This window comes from Achromobacter kerstersii, assembly GCF_902859595.1.
GTDB classification, from domain to species: Bacteria; Pseudomonadota; Gammaproteobacteria; order Burkholderiales; family Burkholderiaceae_B; genus Achromobacter; species Achromobacter kerstersii.
In genome coordinates this window covers 1,447,961-1,466,630 of the sequence record NZ_CADIJQ010000001.1, presented here as the reverse complement: position 1 = coordinate 1,466,630, position 18,670 = coordinate 1,447,961, and the positions used below count along the sequence as shown (strand labels likewise).

Here is an 18,670-nt window from a genome sequence, read left to right as displayed (position 1 = left end):
GGAACAATGTTGAAGCAAACCATTGTTGCGGCCTTCTCGGCCCTGGTCGCAAGCGCGGCGTTCGCCGCCGACGGCACGCCCGCCGCGCCCGATGCGCAGATGATCAAGCAGGGCGAATACCTGTCGCGCGCCGGTGACTGTATTGCCTGCCACACGGCCAGGGGCGGCAAGCCCTTTGCGGGCGGCTTGGGCATCGAGTCGCCGTTGGGCACGATCTATTCGACCAACATCACGCCCGATAAAGACACCGGTATCGGCAACTACACGTACGAAGACTTCGACCTGGCCGTGCGCCACGGCAAGGCGAAGGACGGGCATTCGTTGTATCCGGCCATGCCGTACACCGCGTACGCCAAGGTCACGCCGGATGACGTGAAGGCGCTGTACGCGTACTTCATGCATGGGGTGGAGCCGGTCAAGCAGGAAAACAAGGACACGGATATTTCGTGGCCGATGTCGATGCGCTGGCCCTTGACCGTGTGGCGCTGGATGTTTGCGCCGGACGTCGTCAGCGGCCCGGCCTCAAGCGACCTGAAGGGCGCTGACCGCGAAGCCTTGCTGCGCGGCCAGTACCTGGTGGAAGGCCTGGGCCATTGCAGCACCTGCCATACGCCGCGCGGCGTCGCCTTGCAAGAAAAGGCGCTGAGCGACAAGGACGGTTCTGCCTTCCTGTCGGGCGGCGTGGTGGAAGGCTGGCTGGCCAAGAACCTGCGCGGCGACGTCACCGATGGCCTGGGCAGCTGGACGAAGGAAGACATTGCCGTCTTCCTGAAGTCGGGCCGCAACGGCCATTCGGCAGCCTTTGGCGGCATGGCGCAGGTGGTGGAAGACAGCACGCAGCATCTGACCGATGCGGACCTGAACGCCATCGCGGTGTATCTGAAGAGTTTGCCGCCGGTCAACAAGGACGCCACCAAGCCTTTGGCTTATGACGAGTCCGTGGCCCAGGCGCTGCGTACGGGCAAGGACAAGGGCGATGGCGCCATGGCCTTCCTGAACAACTGCGCGGCCTGCCACCGCAGCACCGGCAAGGGCTACACGGAAACGTTCCCGCAGCTGGCGCTGAGCTCGACGGTGAATTCGGCGGACGCGACGTCGCTGATCCACATCGTGTTGAAGGGCGCCCAGATGCCGGGCACGACGGCGGCTCCCACGGCCTATGCGATGCCGGGCTTTGACTGGCGCATGACCGACAAGGAAGTGGCCGACGTAGTGACCTTCGTGCGCGCAAGCTGGGGCAACAAGGGGGCGGCAGTCAGCGCGTCCGACGTGGCCAAGGTGCGCAAGGACGTAGGCGCGGCGGCTCAGCCGGCGCGATAGGCGACGGCAGGATCTTGCTTGGATCGCATCGCGATGGTGCGAACCGATGCGATCCAAGGCGAACCCGCGGCGCCGGAAAGCTCAGGCTTTCCGGCGCCGTTTTCTTTTTCTGGGGGAATTGACAGGCGGCGGCGTCAGGCGCAAGCTCTGTTTCATGCGCCGACCCCTGACCCCGTTCGCCCTGATTATTACCACCATTACGATCATGGTGGGTTAGCGCGCGTCGGAACATCGCTACACAAACCCGCCAAGAGGCGGGTTTTTTGTTGGCTCGCCTGTTGCCTGTTTCTTTAAACGGAGAGCCCTTCATGACATCTTCAACCCCTTCCACTCCTGCCGCTTCTTCCACTGCTGCTTCTTCCACAGCCGCTTCTTCCTCTGCTGCTTCTTCCACTGCCCCTTCTTCCAAAGCCCCTTCTTCCGCAGCCGCTTCTTCCACTGCCGCTCCTTCCACTGCCACTTCCACTTCTTCAACGCCTTCGACCCCTTCCACACCCTCGTTGCATTTTCTTTGCGGCAAGATCGCCGCAGGGAAATCGACGCTGGCTGCGGCGCTGGCCGCGCAGCCGGGCACGCTGTTGATCAGCGAAGACAGCTGGCTGGCGGCGCTGTATCCGGGGGAAATCGTGGACATCACCGACTACGCGCGGTGCGCCAGCCGGCTGCGTAATGCGATGGGCAGCCATGTGGCGGCGCTGGTCGGGGCAGGCTTGTCGGTGGTGCTGGACTTTCCGGCCAACACCCGCCGCAGCCGTGAATGGTTGCGGCAAGTCGCCGAGCAGGCCGGATGCCCGCATCAGCTGCATTATCTGGACGCTTCTGACGCGGTGTGCAAGGCCAGGCTGCAAGCGCGCAACGCGACGGGCGCGCATCCGTTCACGACCACGGACGAGCAATATGACGCCATCACCGCGTACTTCGTGGAGCCGGACGCCGAAGAAGGCTTCAACATTGTGCGGCACCCGCAGCGCTGAATGCAGCGCTGAATGCAGTGACAAATCCAGCACGTTTTCCGCAACCGGCGGCGGATGCGCCTGCTATGATTACTGGATAAATACCCAGCTATCTGGCCAGGCCCATGTTTCCCCCGCATCGCTACTACTACCTGCACAATTTCCAGCGCGCCTTGGCGTGGGTCTCTGACCGCTACGCCGACTTGCTGGATGCCGCTGAACGCCGCTTCCTGGCCGATTTTTCGGCCTTGCCGCAGGCGTCGCAGGCGTTGATGGTGCGCATGTTGATGCGGCGCGGGCCGTGGTTTCGCGCCAGCCGGCTGGTGTACGAAGAAATCGAAAGCACCGAAGCCGCCGCCGTGCCGCTGGTGGCGCTGGGGTGGCTGGATGCGCACGCGCCCATGTCGCTGGACGAACTCTTTGCCCTGCACACCAAGCCGGAACTGTGCAAGATGTTTGCCGATGGCCCGGTGAAAGCCACGGCGCGCAAGGGGGATCTGCTGGACGCCATACGCGTTTTGCAGCCGGAACCCAAGGCGTATCCGGCGTGGAACCCCGCGGCGGACGAGCCCGTCTGGCGCGTGATGGTGGGCGATCTTTGCGAACGCTTTCGCCTGATGTTCTTTGGCAACCTCTATCAAGACTGGTCGGAATTCGTGCTGGCCGACTTGGGGGTGTTCCAGTACGAGGCCGTGCCGTTCGAAGCGTCGTCCCGGGCGTTTCAAACGCGTGCGGATGTCGACGGCTATCTGGCTTTGCAGGCGTGCCGGGCGGCGCTGGATGAGGGTGCCGAGATGGATGCGCTGCTACAGGCGGTGGATGCGTGCGCCAGCCAGAACCCCTGGCTGGAAAAGCGCCGCGCCAAGGTTTTGTTTCGCATCGGCCAAGCCTGTGAACGCGCCCAGGCGTGGCCGGACGCGCAATCGGCGTACGAACGCTGCGTGTATCCGGGCGCGCGGCATCGGCGTATTCGGGTCCATGAACGCATGGGGCAGTTTGACGATGCCCTGGCCTTGGCCTTGCTGGCGCAAGACGCTCCCGAAAGTGAAGAAGAAAGCCAGCGCGTGGCGCGCATGCTGCCGCGCTTGTATCGCAGCGTGGGCAAGGGTAAACCGGCCCGGCCGGCGGCGCCCGCATTGCTGCGTACCGACTTGGTGTTGCCGCGTCCCGCTGCGCCTGCGGCAGTGGAGTTCGTCACGCGCGACCATCTGCATCAAGACGACGCGCCCGTGCATTACGTGGAAAACGCGCTGATCAATTCGCTGTTCGGGCTGCTGTGCTGGCCCGCCGTGTTCGCGCCGTTGCCGGGCGCGTTCTTTCATCCGTTCCAGCGCGGCCCCGCCGATCTGGACGCACCCGATTTCCATCAACGCCGCGTGGCCCAGTTCGCGGATTGCTTGGCGCAGCTGGACACGCCCGCGTATCGCGACGTGATCTTGCGGCGTTATGCGGACAAGGCGGGCGTGCAGTCGCCGTTCGTGTTCTGGGGCGCCTTGTCGGAAGGGCTGCTGTTGCAAGCGCTGGATTGCCTGCCCGCCACGCACCTGAAGCTGTATTTCACGCGGCTGCTGCGCGACGTCAAAACCAACCGTTCGGGCCTGCCGGACCTGATTCGTTTCTGGCCGGCCGAGCGCCGCTATGAACTCATCGAGGTCAAAGGGCCGGGCGACAAATTGCAAGACAACCAGATCCGCTGGCTACAGTACTGCGTCTCGCACGGCATGCCCGTGCGGGTCTGCCATGTCAGTTGGCAGGAGGGCGCGGCATGAGCTACGCCGTAGCGGTGCGCGCGCTGTGCGAATTCACGGCGCGGGCGGGTGACCTGGACTTGCGCTTCACGCCCGCGCCGACGGGGCTGGAAGGCATGGCGGGCCATGCCGTCGTCACGGGCCGCCGTGGCCCGGACTACGAAACCGAAGTGTCGCTGTCCGGCCAGCATGAAACCTTACTGGTGCGGGGCCGCGCGGATGGCTACGACCCCGTGGCCAATCAGCTTGAAGAGGTCAAGACGTATCGCGGCTCGCTGGACAGCGTGCGTGAGAATCACCGCGTGGTGCACTGGGCGCAGGCGCGCGTGTACGGCCATCTGCTGTGCCAGTCGCGCGGGTTGGCGCAGGTGCGCGTGGCGCTGGTGTATTTCAACGTGGTCACCGAAGAAGAGACGGTGCTGGTGGAAACGCACCAGGCCGCTGAACTTGCCACGTTCTTCCAGGAACAATGCAATCGGTTCCTGGCGTGGGCCAAGACCGAGCTTGCGCATCGTCAGACGCGTGACGCGGCGTTGGAAAAGCTGGCGTTTCCGCACGGCGAATTTCGCGCTGGTCAGCGCGACCTGGCAGTTGCTGTGTACCGCACGGCGCGCGATGGCCGTTGCCTGATGGCGCAGGCGCCCACCGGCATCGGCAAGACCTTGGGCACGATCTTCCCGCTGCTCAAAGCCAGCCCCGGCACGGGCCTGGACAAGGTGTTCTTCCTGGCGGCCAAGGGTTCGGGCCGGGGTTTGGCCATTGAAGCCCTGGACACCCTGAACGCCCAGCCCGCGGCGCCCGGCTTGCGCGTGCTGGATCTTCAAGCGCGCGACAAAACCTGCGAACACCCTGACCTGGCTTGCCACGGGGACTCCTGCCCGCTGGCCCAGGGCTTTTATGACCGCCTGCCAGAAGCGCGCGTAGCGGCGCTGCAACTCGTGCGGCTGGATGCGCCCACCGTGCGCGCCACGGCGCGCGAGCATCAGGTTTGCCCGTACTACTTGTCGCAAGAGCTGATCCGCTGGAGCGATGTGGTCGTGGGTGACTACAACTATTACTACGACTCCTCGGCCATGCTGTACGCCATGACGCAGGCCTACCAGTGGAAGGTCGCGGTGCTGGTCGACGAGGCGCACAACCTGGTTGACCGCGCGCGCCGCATGTACACGGGCGAGCTGGATCAGGCGTCGTTGTCGGCGGCGCGCTATGCCGCGTCCAAAGTGTTGAAGAAGCCGCTGGATAGCTTGCAGCGTTCTTGGAATGCACTGAACAAGAAGCAGACGGAACGCTATCAGGCCTATGAGATGGTGGCGCCCGGTGTGTTGTCGGCCGTGCAAAAGGCGGTGGGCGCCATCATGGAATCCATGGCGGAAACCCCGTTGCCGCAAGACGACCCGGTGCTGGTTTTCTATTTCCAGGCGCTGCAATTCATGCGGCTGGCCGAACAGTTCGGCTCGCACGCCTTGTTCGATGTGACCTTGTCGGACGTGGGGGTGGCCAGCGCCAAGACGCGGCCCTCGACCTTGTGCGTGCGCAACGTGATTCCGGCGCCGTATCTGGCGGCGCGTTACGCAGCGGCGCATGCCACCGTGCTGTTTTCCGGCACGCTCAGCCCGCAGCAGTTCTACCGCGACACGCTGGGCTTGCCGAAAGACACCCCGTGGATCGACGTGGCCGCGCCATTTCAAGCGGCGCAGCTGGCGGTGCGCGTGGTGGGCAACGTATCCACACGCTATCGCGACCGCGAACGGTCGCTTGCGCCTATCGTCGACCTGATCGCCAGCCAGTACGCCGACCGGCCTGGCAACTACCTGGGCTTCTTAAGCAGCTTTGATTACCTGCGGCAGGTGTCGGACCTGATGCGCGAGCGTCATCCGGGCGTGCCGATCTGGTTACAGACGCCGGGCATGGGCGAAGCCGACCGCGCGGCGTTTCTGGCGCGCTTTACCGACACGGGCCAAGGCGTGGGCTTCGCGGTGTTGGGCGGCGCGTTTTCCGAAGGGGTGGACTTGCCGGGCAAGCGCCTGATAGGCGCCTTCATCGCCACGCTGGGGCTGCCGCAGGTGAACCCGGTGAACGAAAACATGAAGCGGGCCATGGACTTGCGCTATGGCGAAGAGAACGGCTACGACTACACCTACCTGTATCCCGGCATGCAAAAGGTGGTGCAGGCAGCAGGCCGCGTGATCCGCACCGAACAGGATGTGGGCACGGTGCATCTTATCGACGACCGCTATCGGCGCGCCAAAGTGCGTGGTCTGCTGCCGAGCTGGTGGCGGGTGGATTAGCCCCGGTTGCGCTGCTGTGGCGTTATGGCCGGGGCAGCGGTTCGGTCAATGGCCGACGCCCCGTGCCGCGAGGCGATGCGCTCACGCCTGCATAGCAAGGCGTAGATCGCCAGCGCGGTCAACAGCGCGATGCCGGCCAACACATGCAGCACCACGCGGAAGGCGTCGTCATAGATGTGTTGCAACAGCGCAATGGCGGGCGGCTCCGCGCGCGGTGGCGTATTCGGTGTCGCCGCCGGCACCTGCGCAGTTGCCGTCACCCGTGCATTCGGTGGCTCGGCCGGCACCTGCGCAGTTGCCGTCACCCGTGCATTTAGCGGCTCGGCCGGCAGCAGCGCCGCAGCTTCCTCCAGCTGACCCAGCGCTGCGCGATTCGCCGCCATCAACAGGGAAGGGGCATCGGTGGCGCCGGGTAGCGCTGCCGACAACTGCGTCTGAATCAACCCGGCCAGCAGGGCGCTAACCACTGCAATCGCCACACCGTCCGCCGACACGCGTACGGTGTTGAAGATGCCGGTCGCCATGCCGACATTGCGCGCGTCGACGACGCTGACCGCCATCGCATCCATCAAGCCCCATGGCAGGCCGATGCCGATGCCGATCAGACACATGGGCAGCCACAAGCCGGCCGCGCCGGTCGTCATGACGCTGGCCAGCCACAAGAGGCCGATGGCCACCGCAATCAAGCCGACGGCCGACAGTACGCCGGGCTGGAACCAGCGCGTCAGCAGCGCCGCCACGAACGGCACGATGAGCAACGGCGCGGCCAGGCCGATCATCAACTGCCCGGCTTCCCATGCGCTGTAGCCGTCGATGCCGATGAAGCGGCCGGGCAAGAGCGCGATCAGCACAATGAACAAGAACGCGGGCGAGGCCGCCAGCACCTGCACGCCCACAAAGCGCGAGCTGCGAAACAGGCTCAGGTCCAGCATGGGGCGGGCGACGCGGCGTTCGATGCGCACGAACGCCACGGCCAACAACACGGATGCGAGTAGCGCGCCGATGACGTACACATCCCCCCAGCCTGCCTCGGGCGCCAGCAGCATGCCGTAGGTGAACAGCCCGAGCGCCCCGGTAAAGGTGAGCGCGCCGGGCCAGTCCAGCCGGCCTTGCGCCGCAACGGTGGTCGGGCGCACGCTGATGGCGACCATGACGGCGCCCAGCACGCCCACGCCGCCCGTGGCCAGGAACACCCATTCCCAGCCCGCCGCCTCCACCATCCAGCCCGATGCGAGCGGTCCGAACGACAAGCCGATGCCGAAGGTAGTGCCCAGCAAACTGAACGCGCGGGTGCGCGCCACGCCGTGAAAGAGCGGCGCCAATGACGACATGGCGGCGGCGAACGCGGCCGCGCCGCCCATGCCTTGCAGGAGCCGCAGTACGTCGATCCAAGCGGCCGTCGGCACAAACGGAATCACGAAGGTGGCCGCGCAGAACCCCACCAGACCCAACAGCCAGACCCGGCGCGGCCCGTACAGGTCGGTCAGGCTGCCCGACACCATGATGACGCTGCCATACGCCAGGATGTAGCCGTTCAATATCCAGTTGAGTTCAACCGGCGTGCCGCCCAGCGCGTGGCTGATGGATGGCAACACGACGGCGGGGCCGGTGAAGCACAACGGAATGAGCAGGGCTGTCAGGCAGGCGGACAGCAGTTGCAGCCAACGGTAGGGAGAAGCCGGTGGAAGAGACGCGGAGGGAAGGAAAGCGGGAGGAAGGGAAGCGGAGGGAAGGCAAGCGTTGGGAAGGCAAGCGTTGGGAAGGCAAGCGTTGGGAAGGGGCGCGGAGACGACAGGGGTGGGCATAACGCAAGGGCATCTGTAGACAGGGAGGCCAAGCTTAGGGGCCCAGAGATAAAAGAAAAATAGGCTAGGATTCCAAAGATTCCGGACAAATATGTCCGCATTGAGATTCGCATTGGGGTGCGTGGGATGGATAGCCTGAGCGGCATAGGCGTGTTCGTGCTGGTGGCGGAGACGCGCAGCTTTTCCGAAGCCGGCCGTGTGCTGGGCGTGTCGCCATCGGCGGTGGGCAAGAGCGTGGCGCGCATGGAAGCGCGCTTGAAGGTGCGCTTGTTTCATCGCAGCACCCGGCACATTGCGCTGACGCCCGAGGGCGAAAAATTCCTGGACCGTTGCCGCCGCATTCTGTCTGAGGTCGAGGCGGCCGAACTGGAATTGTCCGCCGCGTCCGACGCGCCGCAGGGCAAGCTGCGGGTCAGCCTGCCGCGCTACAGCGGACTGTTCGACACCACCATCGCCAGCTTCATGCGCCACTACCCCGAGGTGGAGCTGGACCTGGATTTCACCGACCGGATGGTCGACGTGATCGGCGAAGGCTACGACGCCGTGGTGCGCACCGGCGAGATGGACGACTCCGGCCTGAAGCGCCGCCGCCTGGGGCCGTTTCGCCGTGTGCTGGCGGCATCCCCCGATTACTTGCGTGAGCACGGCACGCCCAAACGCGCGGCCGATCTGCTGCGCCATGCCTGCCTGCATTACCGCTACCCGGCCACGGGCCGGCTGGAGAAATGGCCGTTGAAGCTGGGGCCTGACGCGCCGCCGCTCGAGCTGCCGCTGACCTTGGTGTGCAACAGCGTCGAGATGCGGATTGCGTTGGCGGTGGGCGGGCAGGGCATCGTCTGCCTGCCCGACTTTACGATTCGCCGGGAATTGGCCGCAGGCCAATTGCAGATCGTGATGGAGGACCGCACGCGCGGCAGCGGCACGATGTGGGCGCTGTGGCCCGCCAGCCGCCAGGCATCGCCCAAGTTACGCGTGTTCGTCGACCACTTGGCGCAGCATTTATTTCCGTGACATTGGCAGCACGGCAGGGGTGAAATTAGCCACTTGTGTCCAAGGGGACGCGCCATTAGCATGACGAGCATCATATTCAGCGGCGCCGCAAGCGACCGCTGTGCCGACAACAATAGTCACCCCAGGAGACCTGCATGCCCCCCGCCACGCCGGCTGATTCCACCCGCTTGAATCCCATCGTCGCCATGCCGGCCCACGCCTTGTCGGACGCCATCCGGCGGCGCGAGCTGTCCTGTGTCGAGGTCATGGGCGCCTATCTGGCCCATATCGACCATGTCAATCCCAAGCTCAACGCCATCGTCGCCCGGCGCGACGCGGATGCGCTGTTGCGCGAAGCCGCCGAGCGCGACGCTCAGCTGGATGCGGGCCAGTGGCTGGGCTGGATGCACGGTATGCCCCAGGCGCCCAAGGATTTGACGGCCGTGCGCGGCATGGTCACGTCGATGGGTTCGCCGGTCTATCAGGATCAGGTGACGCCGCACGATTCCATCATGATCGAGCGGGTGCGGGCGTCGGGCGCTATTTTCATCGGACGCACCAACGTGCCGGAATTCGGTTTGGGCTCGCATACCTATAACGCGGTGTACGGGGCCACGGGCAACCCCTATGACCTCTCCAAGACCGCAGGGGGCAGCAGTGGTGGCGCCGCCGCCGCGCTGGCCGCCCGCATGTTGCCGGTGGCGGACGGCAGCGATTTTGGCGGTTCGCTGCGTAACCCAGCTGCGTTCTGCAACGTGTATGGCATGCGCCCGTCTGCCGGCCGGGTGCCATTTGGGCCGTCGACGGATGTGTTCTTGAAGCAGCTGTCGTACGAAGGCCCCATGGGCCGCACCCCGCGCGACGTGGCGTTGCTGCTGTCGGTGATGGCGGGCCACGACAAGCGTTCGCCCTTGTCCCTGCGCGATGACCCTGCGCAGTTCGCCGCGCCGCTGGACGCGGACATGCACGGCAAACGTATCGGCTGGTTGGGCGACTGGGACGGCTATCTGCCCATGGAGCCGGGCATTCTGGACCTGTGCACGCAGGCGTTGGGCGTGCTGGGTTCCGCGGGCTGCAAGGTTGCCGACTACCGGGTGCCGTTTGCGGGCGAGCGCTTGTGGCGCATGTGGCTGGCGCACCGCCACCTGATGGTGGGCGGCCAATTGCACGCGCTGGTCGAAAACCCCGAGACGCGCAAGCTCGTGAAGCCAGCGGTGATCTGGGAAGTCGAAGGGCTGGACGGCATGACCGCGCGCCAGGTCTACCAGGCGACTGAAGAGCGCAGCGCCTGGTATCAGACCGTGCTGCGGATGTTTGAAGACGTTGATTATCTGGCCGTGCCATCGGCGCAGGTCTTTCCCTTTGACGTCACATTGGACTGGCCCAAGCACATTGCCGGGCGCCCCATGGACACCTATCACCGTTGGATGGAGACGGTAACGCCGTGGACGCTGGCGGGTTGCCCCGTCATCAGCGTGCCGGTGGGCTTCAACGCGCAAGGCCTGCCGATGGGGATGCAGTTGATCGGCCCGCCGCAGGCGGACGTGGACGTGCTGCGTCTGGCCCATGCCTACGAACAGGCCAGCGCACCGGCTGCCGACTGGGTCAACACCCGGTTGCCAGATGCGCTGTGGCGGGCGCCCGCCTGACCCCGGGATTGCGTGCGGTCTGTCACCGTAAAACACAAGCACTGGTAACCAGGCTTTGCATTTTTCCGACGAACCGGGCCATGATGCAGGGGTTTCCCTTGTTTTTCATGGCTCAGCCTGCCAGCCTTTGCAATAATTAGTGAATCTCTCCACATCCCGTCATGAACAGGCGTAGGCGCGCGGCAACGCGCGCCGGGTCGTTCAGCGGCGTTCCTTCGGGGCGCTGTAGCGTTGGTCCAGCACAAAGGTCTCCCGGCATGAAGAATCTGACACTCCGCCAGCGCATCCTGGCCAGCTTCCTGGTTGTTCTGGCCATCATGGCGTTGATGGTGGTGGTGGATTACCGGCGCTTGCTGCATATCGAAGCGGAAGTCGCCACGATCAATACCGACGCCGTGCCGGGCATTTACTACAGCACGTCGATCCGCGCCTCGTGGTTTGCCGGATTTGTGGTGCTGCAGGACGCCTACAACTCGGACACCGATCAGGAACGCCGCGCCGCGCTGGAAGCGCTGCCGAAGAATGATCAGCTACTGGACGACAGCGTTGAGCAGTACCGCCGCACCATTGCGCGCGGTGATGACCGCAAGATGTTCGACGAATTCGAAAAGGAATTGCAGGAATACAAGCGTATCCGCGCTGACATCCTGGCGCCCGCCGCTATCGGCGATGTCGCACGCACGCAGGCACGTATCAAGACTGAACTGCGTCCCGCGTTCTATAAGGGCCGCGACACCCTGGCCAAGATGGTGGCCGAGAATAAAAAGCAGGCCGATGATTCGGCCCTCAGCATCCAGAAGGCGGTCGATACCGCTGAAGCGGGCATGCTGATTTCGCTGGCCCTGGCCATTGCCGCCGCCATTATCTGCGGCGTGATGTTGATGCGCGCCATTGCCAACCCGATGCGCGACATCGTCAAGACCTTGGAATCCACTGGCGGCGGCGATTTGACCCGCCGCTTGTCGCTGGCGCGCAAAGACGAATTCAACGCCATCGAAACCGGCTTTAACGGCATGGTCGACGAGCTGACCGGGCTGGTCGGCAAGACGCAGCGTTCCGCCGTGCAGGTGGCGACCTCCGTCACGGAAATTGCCGCCACGTCCAAGCAGCAGCAGGCCACCGCGTCAGAAGTAGCGGCCACGACGACCGAAATCGGCGCGACCTCGCGCGAGATCTCAGCCACGTCCCGCGAATTGGTCCGCACCATGACCGAAGTGTCCAGCGCGGCCGAGCAGACTGCGTCGTTGGCGGGCAGCGGCCAGGTGGGCTTGGCGCGCATGGAAGACACGATGCGCAATGTGGTGGGCGCAGCCGGTTCCGTCAACGCCAAACTGGCCATCCTGAACGAGAAAGCCGGCAACATTACTCAGGTGGTCACAACGATTACGAAGGTAGCGGACCAGACCAACCTGCTGTCGCTGAACGCGGCGATTGAAGCCGAGAAGGCCGGCGAGTACGGCCGCGGCTTCGTCGTGGTGGCCACCGAGATCCGCCGCCTGGCTGACCAGACTGCCGTCGCCACCTATGACATCGAGCAGATGGTGCGCGAGATTCAGTCGTCGGTGTCCGCGGGCGTGATGGGCATGGACAAGTTCTCGGAAGAAGTGCGGCGCGGCATGGCCGACATGCAACAGGTGGGCGACCAGTTGTCGCAGATCATCCAGCAAGTGCAGACGCTGGCGCCGCGCGTGCAGATGGTTAACGAAGGCATGCAGGCGCAGGCGACCGGCGCCGAACAGATCAATCAGGCCTTGCAGCAACTAAGCGATGCCGCCCAGCAAACCGTGGAGTCCCTGCGTCAATCCAGTCTGGCCATTGAAGAGCTGACGCTGGTGGCCAACGACCTGCGCAGCGGCGTGTCGCGCTTCAAGGTGTGAGCCGGGCCATGGCGCAATGGGCTCCGGCATCTGACGCAAGCGCGGCCCGGGCGGCCGCGCGGCGGCTATACCTGCTGTTTCGCATCGGCGGCGACCGCTATGCGCTGGACGCAGGCGATGTGGTCGAGGTGTTGGGGATGCGGGTGTTGAAGCAGGTGCCTGGCGCGCCGGCTTGGGTGGCGGGCATGCTGGACCGGCGCGGCGTGCCGGTGCCGGTAATCGACATGAGCCAATTGGCCGGCAAGAGCGCAGCGGCTGCCGTGACCAGCACGCGTCTGGCGCTGGTGCGTTATGGCGTGGACGCCGCGGATGGCGGAAATGGCGGGAATAGCGGAAATGGCGGAAATGGCGGAAATGGCGGCCGTTTGCTGGGACTGATTCTGGAGCAGGCGACCGAAACCGTGCACTACGACCCGGCTGCGTTCAAGCCTTACGGGCTGGATAACCCCGGCGCGCGTTACCTGGGGCCGGTGCTAAGCGACGCGCATGGCATGGTGCAGGCGGTCAAGGTGGCAGACCTGTTGCCGGCGTCTGTACGGGCTTTGTTGTATCCGCCGGACGACCGCAGGGATGCAAACGCCGACGCGAATTCCGACGCGAATGCCGGCGCAAACGCCGACGCGAATGCCGGCGAGAATTCCAGCGCGAATGCCGCGGCGAATGCCGGTGCAAACCCCGGGACCCCGTCATGAATCTGGTCGACGATTTCAGCGCCTTGCTCAAACGCAAGATGGGGCTGGACAGCGGTTCCATCGGCAAGGCCGCCGTCGAACGCGCCGTGCGCCACCGCATGGGCGCGGCAGAGTCGGCGGATGAACGCGATTATCTGATGCGGGTGCAGACCGACCCCGCCGAAATGCAGCAGTTGATCGAAGCGGTCATCGTGCCGGAAACGTGGTTTTTCCGGTATCCGGAATCGCAGGCCGCCATGGCCAGGCTCGCGCGCGAGCGCTTGTTTGCTGTTGGCGTGCCCGACAACCGCGTGTTGCGCGTGCTGAGCGTGCCGTGTTCCAGCGGCGAAGAACCGTATTCCATCGCCATGGCCTTGTTGGACGCGGGCGTGCCGGCCTCGCGTTTTGAGGTGGACGCGGTGGACATCAGCGAGCGCATGGTTGAATTCGCCCGGCGCGCGGTCTACGGCCGCAATTCTTTCCGGGGCGACGATCTGGCCTACCGCGGCCGCCATTTCACTGAAACGGCCGACGGCCACCAGCTAGCCGACATGGTTCGCGCGCGGGTGCGCTTCCAGCAGGGCAACCTGTTCGATACCCATCTGTTGGCGGGCGCCGCGCCGTACGACTTTGTGTTCTGCCGCAACCTGTTGATCTATTTCGACGGCCCTACCCAGGAACGCGCCGTGCAGGTGCTGCGCCGTTTCACGCGTGGCGACGGCGTGATGTTCGTCGGGCCGGCTGAAACCAGTTTGATGACCGCGCGCCGTCTGCCCGCCGTGCCTGTCTCGCGATCGTTCGCGTTTCTGGCTCAGACCTTGCCGCCGCCCGCCGAGACGTTCGCGCCGCCCAAGCCGATGGTGCATGCCTGGACCCCGCCGCGCCGGCCCGTCGCCCAGATGCCGGCCGCGCGCTTGCCGTTAGCGCACGCGGCGATTGCGCCGGCGCCGATGGATCGCGGAGCGCCCGCCGCTCGCCCTGACACCCCCAGCGCCGACGCCTCGCTGCGCCAGATCGCGGCCATGGCCGACCAGGGCAGGGTGCAGGATGCCATGGCGAAGTGCCAGGCGCATCTGGATATCCACGGCGCCAGCGCCGATGCGCTGCACCTGCTGGGCTTGCTGCAAGATGCCGCAGGCGACGCGCGTCAGGCGCAAACGTCGTATCGCAAGGCCCTGTATCTGGACCCGACTCACCGCGAAGCGCTGCTGCATCTGGCCGCGCTGATTGCGTCGGCGGGCGACACCGAAGGCGCGCGCCGCCTGCAAGCCCGCGCGGCGCGACAGGAGGCTCGACGTGACTGAATCGCTTGCCTTCATGTCCGACGTGGACGACTGCTGGAACCGCATCGGCATTCGCGGCGACAAAAGCTGCGAGCAGTTGGCCGGCCATGTGCACTGCCGCAATTGCCCGGTTTACGCGACCGCCGCCAAGCGCATCTTGGACCGCCTGCCGCCGCAGATGGAATCGTTGGAAGACGAGTCCGACGGGCAAGACAGCACCCGGCTGTCGTCGCTGCTGGTGTTTCGCCTGAACCGCGAATGGCTGGGCCTGCCCACGCGCTCGCTGGACGAAGTGGCCGCCACGCGCGCCATTCTGACGTTGCCGCATCGGCGCGACCCCGCCGTGCTGGGCGTGACGAACGTGCGCGGCACGCTGACCGTCTGTGTGTCGCTGGCGCGTCTGCTCAGCCTGGAAGCGGGCGCGGCAGAATTCCGTGACCGGCCGGCCGCGGCCCGCATGCTGATCTTCGGCGGCGCAGGGCGCGCGGTGGTGTTGCCGGTGGACGAAGTGGAAGGTATCCACGCCGTTGACCTGGACCAGTTGGAGCCATTGCCTGCCACGGTTGAAGGCGCCAGCTTGAAATACTCTCGCGGCGTGGCCCGCTGCGGCACGCGTAGCGTGGGCGTACTGGACGAGAATTTGTTGATGCAAGCTTTGGAACGGAGCCTGGCGTGAATCCGGACGAAATGCGCGACGCATCGTTGCTGGAGCTGTTCCAGCTGGAAACCCGCACTCAGGTGCAGGTGCTGAACAACGGCTTGCTGGCGCTGGAACACAACCCGACGTCGGCGCCGCAGCTCGAAGCCTGCATGCGCGCGGCCCATTCGTTGAAAGGCGCGGCCCGCATCGTGGACTTGCATCCGGCGGTGCGCATCGCGCATGCCATGGAAGACTGCCTGGTCGCGGCGCAGGAAGGGCGCCTGCGCTTGCAGGCCACCGACATTGATGCCTTGTTGTTGGGCGCGGACTTGTTGCAGCGCGTGGCCACGCCCGGCGTGGAGCTGGGCGCCGAGATCGACGACCTGGTCATGCGCCTGAGCAACGCGCCCAATGCGCCGCCCGCCGCGCCGCCCACGCCGCCACGCGAACCCCGGCCGTCGGATTTCTTCCCGCCTATCCAGCGGCTGGATGATCCGCCGCCCACGCTGTCGGCAGCCACGTCATCAGGTTTCCTGACATCGGCATCCCCGTCATCGGCTTTCCCGTCATCAGGTTTCCCGACATCGGCATCCCCGTCTTCGGCGTCTCAGGCGCCGGCCGCGCAGGCGTTAACGCGCCGCACGTCGGACCAAGGGCTGTCGGACGGCGAACGCGTGCTGCGCGTGACGGCGGATACCTTGAACAAGTTGCTGGGGCTGTCCAGCGAAACACTGGTGGAATCGCACTGGATCGGGCCATTCGGCGCGTCCATGCTGCGCTTGCGCCGTTTGCAGTCGGGCGCGGGCCAGGCGCTGGACGGCGTGCGCGCGGCGCTGGCGGGCCAGCAGGTGGATGCGCGCGTGCAGGCAGCGTTGGACGACGCGCAGCGCATCGTCGAACAATGCCAGCAAGAGCTCACGCAGCGCACCAGCGAAGTCGATGAATTCGGCTGGCGCATGAGCCATCTGGCGCAACGCCTGTACGACACCGCGCTGGCGTGCCGCATGCGGCCGTTTGGCGACGGGCTGGGCGGCATGGCGCGCATGGTACGGGACCTGGGCCGCTCGTTGGGCAAGCAAGTGCGGCTGGAGATCGAAGGCGACGCCACGCAGGTTGACCGCGACATCCTGGAAAAGCTGGACGCGCCGTTGATGCATTTGCTGCGCAACGCGGTGGATCACGGCATCGAAATGCCGATGGACCGCATGGATGCCGGCAAGTCGCCCGAAGGGCTGATCAAGCTGTCGGCGCGCCACGCAGCGGGCATGCTGCTGATTGAATTGAGCGACGACGGCGCAGGCATTTCGCTGGACCGGCTGCGCGTGGAAGTGGTGCAGCGCAAACTGACGAACTCCGAAACGGCTGCGCGATTGAGCGAGGCCGAGCTGCTGGAATTCCTGTTCCTGTCGGGCTTCAGCACGCGGGGCGAAGTCACCGAGATCTCGGGGCGCGGCGTGGGGCTGGACGTGGTGCAGACCATGGTGCGGCAACTGCGCGGCGCCGTGCGCATCCATCAGACAACGGGCCAAGGCACGCGCTTCGTGCTGGAAATGCCCTTGTCGCTGTCGGTCGTGCGCAGCTTGCTGGTCGAGGTGCAGGGCGAGATTTATGCGTTCCCGCTGGCCTACGTCAACCACGCCTTGCAGGTGCGCGCGGAAGACATCGAACAATTGGAAGGCCATCAGCATTTCCGCTTCATGGACCGGCAGATTGGCCTGGTCTCGGCGCGTCAGATTTTGCACGCGGGCGAACCCGCGCCGGGGGCGGAGTCGGTGGCGGTGGTGGTCGTGGGCAGCCACGACAAGCAGTACGGCATCGCCGTGGATCGTTATGTGGGTGAGCGCACGCTGGTGGTCCAGCCGCTGGACCCGCGTCTGGGCAAGGTGCAGGACGTGATGGCGGGGGCGTTGATGGATGACGGCACGCCGCTGTTGATCCTGGATGTGGAAGATATGCTGTTGTCGGTGCAAAAGCTGATCGAAGGCGGCCGGCTGACGCGCGTGGATGGCGGTGGCGCCATCGTCCAGACGCGCCGGCGCAAGCGTGTGCTGGTGGTTGACGATTCGTTGACCGTGCGCGAACTGGAACGCAAGCTGCTTGTGAATCGCGGCTTTGATGTGGCGGTGGCGGTAGACGGCATGGACGGCTGGAACATGCTGCGCGGCGAAGATTTCGACCTGGTTGTCACCGATGTGGACATGCCGCGCATGGACGGCATCGAGCTCGTGTCGCGCATCAAGGCCGATCCCAAGTTGCAAAGCCTGCCGGTAATGGTAGTGTCCTACAAAGATCGTGAAGAGGATCGGCGGCGCGGGCTGGATGCCGGCGCTGATTACTATCTGGCCAAGGGCAGCTTCCACGATGATGCGCTGCTTGACGCTGTTGAAGATTTGATCGGAAAGGCACTCACGTGAGAATCGGGATCGTCAACGATCTGCAAATGGCGGTTGAGACCCTGCGCCGCGCCATCGCGCTTGAACCGGGCCTGCAAGTGGCCTGGGTGGCGTCCAACGGCGAAGAGGCCGTCGCGCAATGCGCACGCGATCGGCCCGATGTGGTGCTGATGGACTTGATCATGCCCGTCATGGACGGCGTCGAGGCCACGCGCCGCATCATGGCGGAATCGCCCTGCGCCATCGTCGTGGTGACGGCCGACGTGGCCCGTCACACGTCGCGCGTGTTCGACGCCATGGGCCACGGCGCGCTGGACGCGGTGGATACGCCCGTCGTCGGCGGCGCGGATATGCGCACCGCCGCCGCGCCCTTGTTGCGCAAGATCCGCAACATTGGCTGGCTGATCGGCCGTTACGGCAACCGCCCGGCGCTGACACCCGTCGAGAAACCTGCCCCCAAGCATGATGCCCAGCGCTTGCTGGTCATTGGCGCTTCCGCAGGCGGCCCGGCGACGCTGGCGCAATTGCTGCGCGATTTGCCGCTGAATTTTCCGGCGGGCATCGTGCTGGTGCAGCACGTGGATGCGTCGTTTGCCGCCGGCATGGCCGATTGGCTGAACGATCAGGTGCTGTTGCCGGTGCGGCTGGTGCGCGAAGGCGAACGGCCGCTGCCGGGCCAGGTACTCTTGGCCGGCACGGACGACCACCTGCATCTGCTGGCCGATGGCACCTTGCGCTACACCGAAAACCCCAAGGAAAGCCTGTACCGGCCTTCCATCGATGTGTTCTTCCATAGCGTGGCGCAGCATTGGCGCGGGCTGGCGGTGGGCGTGCTGCTGACCGGCATGGGGCAGGACGGCGCGCGCGGCTTGAAGGCGCTGCGTGAACGCGGCTGCCTGACCATCGCCCAGGACCAGGCCACCAGCGCCGTGTACGGCATGCCCAAGGCGGCGGCCGCGCTAGAGGCCGCCGTGGAAATCAGACCATTGGATCAAATTGCTCCCCGCTTGATTCAGGCATTTGCCTGAGCGGATTGCTATTGCCAGACATCAA

General features: G+C 65.3%; 14 protein-coding genes. 12 read left to right on the top strand and 2 right to left on the bottom strand.

Annotated features, from left to right (window positions below):
• The first annotated feature begins 6 nt into the window (after positions 1-6).
• Complete coding sequence (locus HV765_RS06435; RefSeq protein WP_054421439.1) at positions 7-1,320, top strand: c-type cytochrome; 1,314 nt, start codon at positions 7-9, stop codon at positions 1,318-1,320.
• On the opposite strand, the gene HV765_RS31805 is transcribed toward HV765_RS06435, so the two are convergent.
• Positions 1,256-1,840, bottom strand: a complete 585-nt coding sequence (locus HV765_RS31805; RefSeq protein ID WP_254600472.1) for a hypothetical protein — start codon at positions 1,838-1,840, stop codon at positions 1,256-1,258. The two genes, HV765_RS06435 and HV765_RS31805, sit on opposite strands and share 65 nt — an antisense overlap.
• Here HV765_RS31805 and HV765_RS06430 point away from each other — a divergent pair.
• The 3 genes from HV765_RS06430 (at position 1,821) to HV765_RS06420 (ending at position 6,309) form a co-directional block, all read left to right on the top strand.
• Complete coding sequence (locus tag HV765_RS06430; RefSeq protein WP_254600471.1) at positions 1,821-2,294, top strand: P-loop nucleotide/nucleoside kinase family protein; 474 nt, start codon at positions 1,821-1,823, stop codon at positions 2,292-2,294. The genes HV765_RS31805 and HV765_RS06430 overlap by 20 nt on opposite strands.
• Positions 2,295-2,398: 104 nt before the next feature.
• Positions 2,399-4,042 (top strand): VRR-NUC domain-containing protein, encoded by a 1,644-nt coding sequence (locus tag HV765_RS06425; protein WP_175169149.1) that lies wholly within the window; start codon positions 2,399-2,401, stop codon positions 4,040-4,042.
• Positions 4,039-6,309, top strand: coding sequence for an ATP-dependent DNA helicase (locus tag HV765_RS06420; protein WP_175169148.1), 2,271 nt, complete (start codon positions 4,039-4,041; stop codon positions 6,307-6,309). Before HV765_RS06425 ends, HV765_RS06420 begins: the two co-directional genes overlap by 4 nt.
• Here the strand turns inward: HV765_RS06420 and HV765_RS06415 are convergent.
• Positions 6,306-7,949: an MFS transporter gene (locus HV765_RS06415; RefSeq protein ID WP_276529723.1), complete on the bottom strand. Its 1,644-nt coding sequence runs from the start codon at positions 7,947-7,949 to the stop codon at positions 6,306-6,308. The two genes, HV765_RS06420 and HV765_RS06415, sit on opposite strands and share 4 nt — an antisense overlap.
• 291 nt (positions 7,950-8,240) lie before the next feature.
• On the opposite strand from HV765_RS06415, the gene HV765_RS06410 reads away from it, so the two are divergent.
• The 8 genes from HV765_RS06410 to cheB all read left to right on the top strand — a co-directional run bounded on the left by HV765_RS06410 (position 8,241) and on the right by cheB (position 18,645).
• Entirely contained in the window at positions 8,241-9,125 is an 885-nt protein-coding gene (locus HV765_RS06410; protein ID WP_054421444.1) for a LysR family transcriptional regulator, read from the top strand.
• Between the two features lie 134 nt (positions 9,126-9,259).
• Positions 9,260-10,753 (top strand): amidase, encoded by a 1,494-nt coding sequence (locus HV765_RS06405; RefSeq protein WP_175169146.1) that lies wholly within the window; start codon positions 9,260-9,262, stop codon positions 10,751-10,753.
• Positions 10,754-11,010: 257 nt separating this feature from the next.
• The gene (locus tag HV765_RS06400; protein WP_175169145.1) at positions 11,011-12,630 is read left to right on the top strand and encodes a methyl-accepting chemotaxis protein; all 1,620 of its coding nucleotides are present in this window, start codon (positions 11,011-11,013) and stop codon (positions 12,628-12,630) included.
• A gap of 8 nt (positions 12,631-12,638) precedes the next feature.
• Entirely contained in the window at positions 12,639-13,322 is a 684-nt protein-coding gene (locus HV765_RS06395) for a chemotaxis protein CheW (protein WP_175169144.1), read from the top strand.
• The gene (locus tag HV765_RS06390; RefSeq protein ID WP_175169143.1) at positions 13,319-14,605 is read left to right on the top strand and encodes a CheR family methyltransferase; all 1,287 of its coding nucleotides are present in this window, start codon (positions 13,319-13,321) and stop codon (positions 14,603-14,605) included. Before HV765_RS06395 ends, HV765_RS06390 begins: the two co-directional genes overlap by 4 nt.
• A 13-nt stretch (positions 14,606-14,618) precedes the next feature.
• Positions 14,619-15,260, top strand: coding sequence for a chemotaxis protein CheW (locus HV765_RS06385; protein WP_420840109.1), 642 nt, complete (start codon positions 14,619-14,621; stop codon positions 15,258-15,260).
• The gene (locus HV765_RS06380) at positions 15,257-17,638 is read left to right on the top strand and encodes a hybrid sensor histidine kinase/response regulator (protein ID WP_175169141.1); all 2,382 of its coding nucleotides are present in this window, start codon (positions 15,257-15,259) and stop codon (positions 17,636-17,638) included. The genes HV765_RS06385 and HV765_RS06380 overlap by 4 nt, the downstream gene beginning before the upstream one ends.
• Complete coding sequence (gene cheB / locus HV765_RS06375) at positions 17,635-18,645, top strand: chemotaxis response regulator protein-glutamate methylesterase (protein ID WP_054421449.1); 1,011 nt, start codon at positions 17,635-17,637, stop codon at positions 18,643-18,645. Before HV765_RS06380 ends, cheB begins: the two co-directional genes overlap by 4 nt.
• The last annotated feature ends 25 nt before the right edge of the window (positions 18,646-18,670 follow it).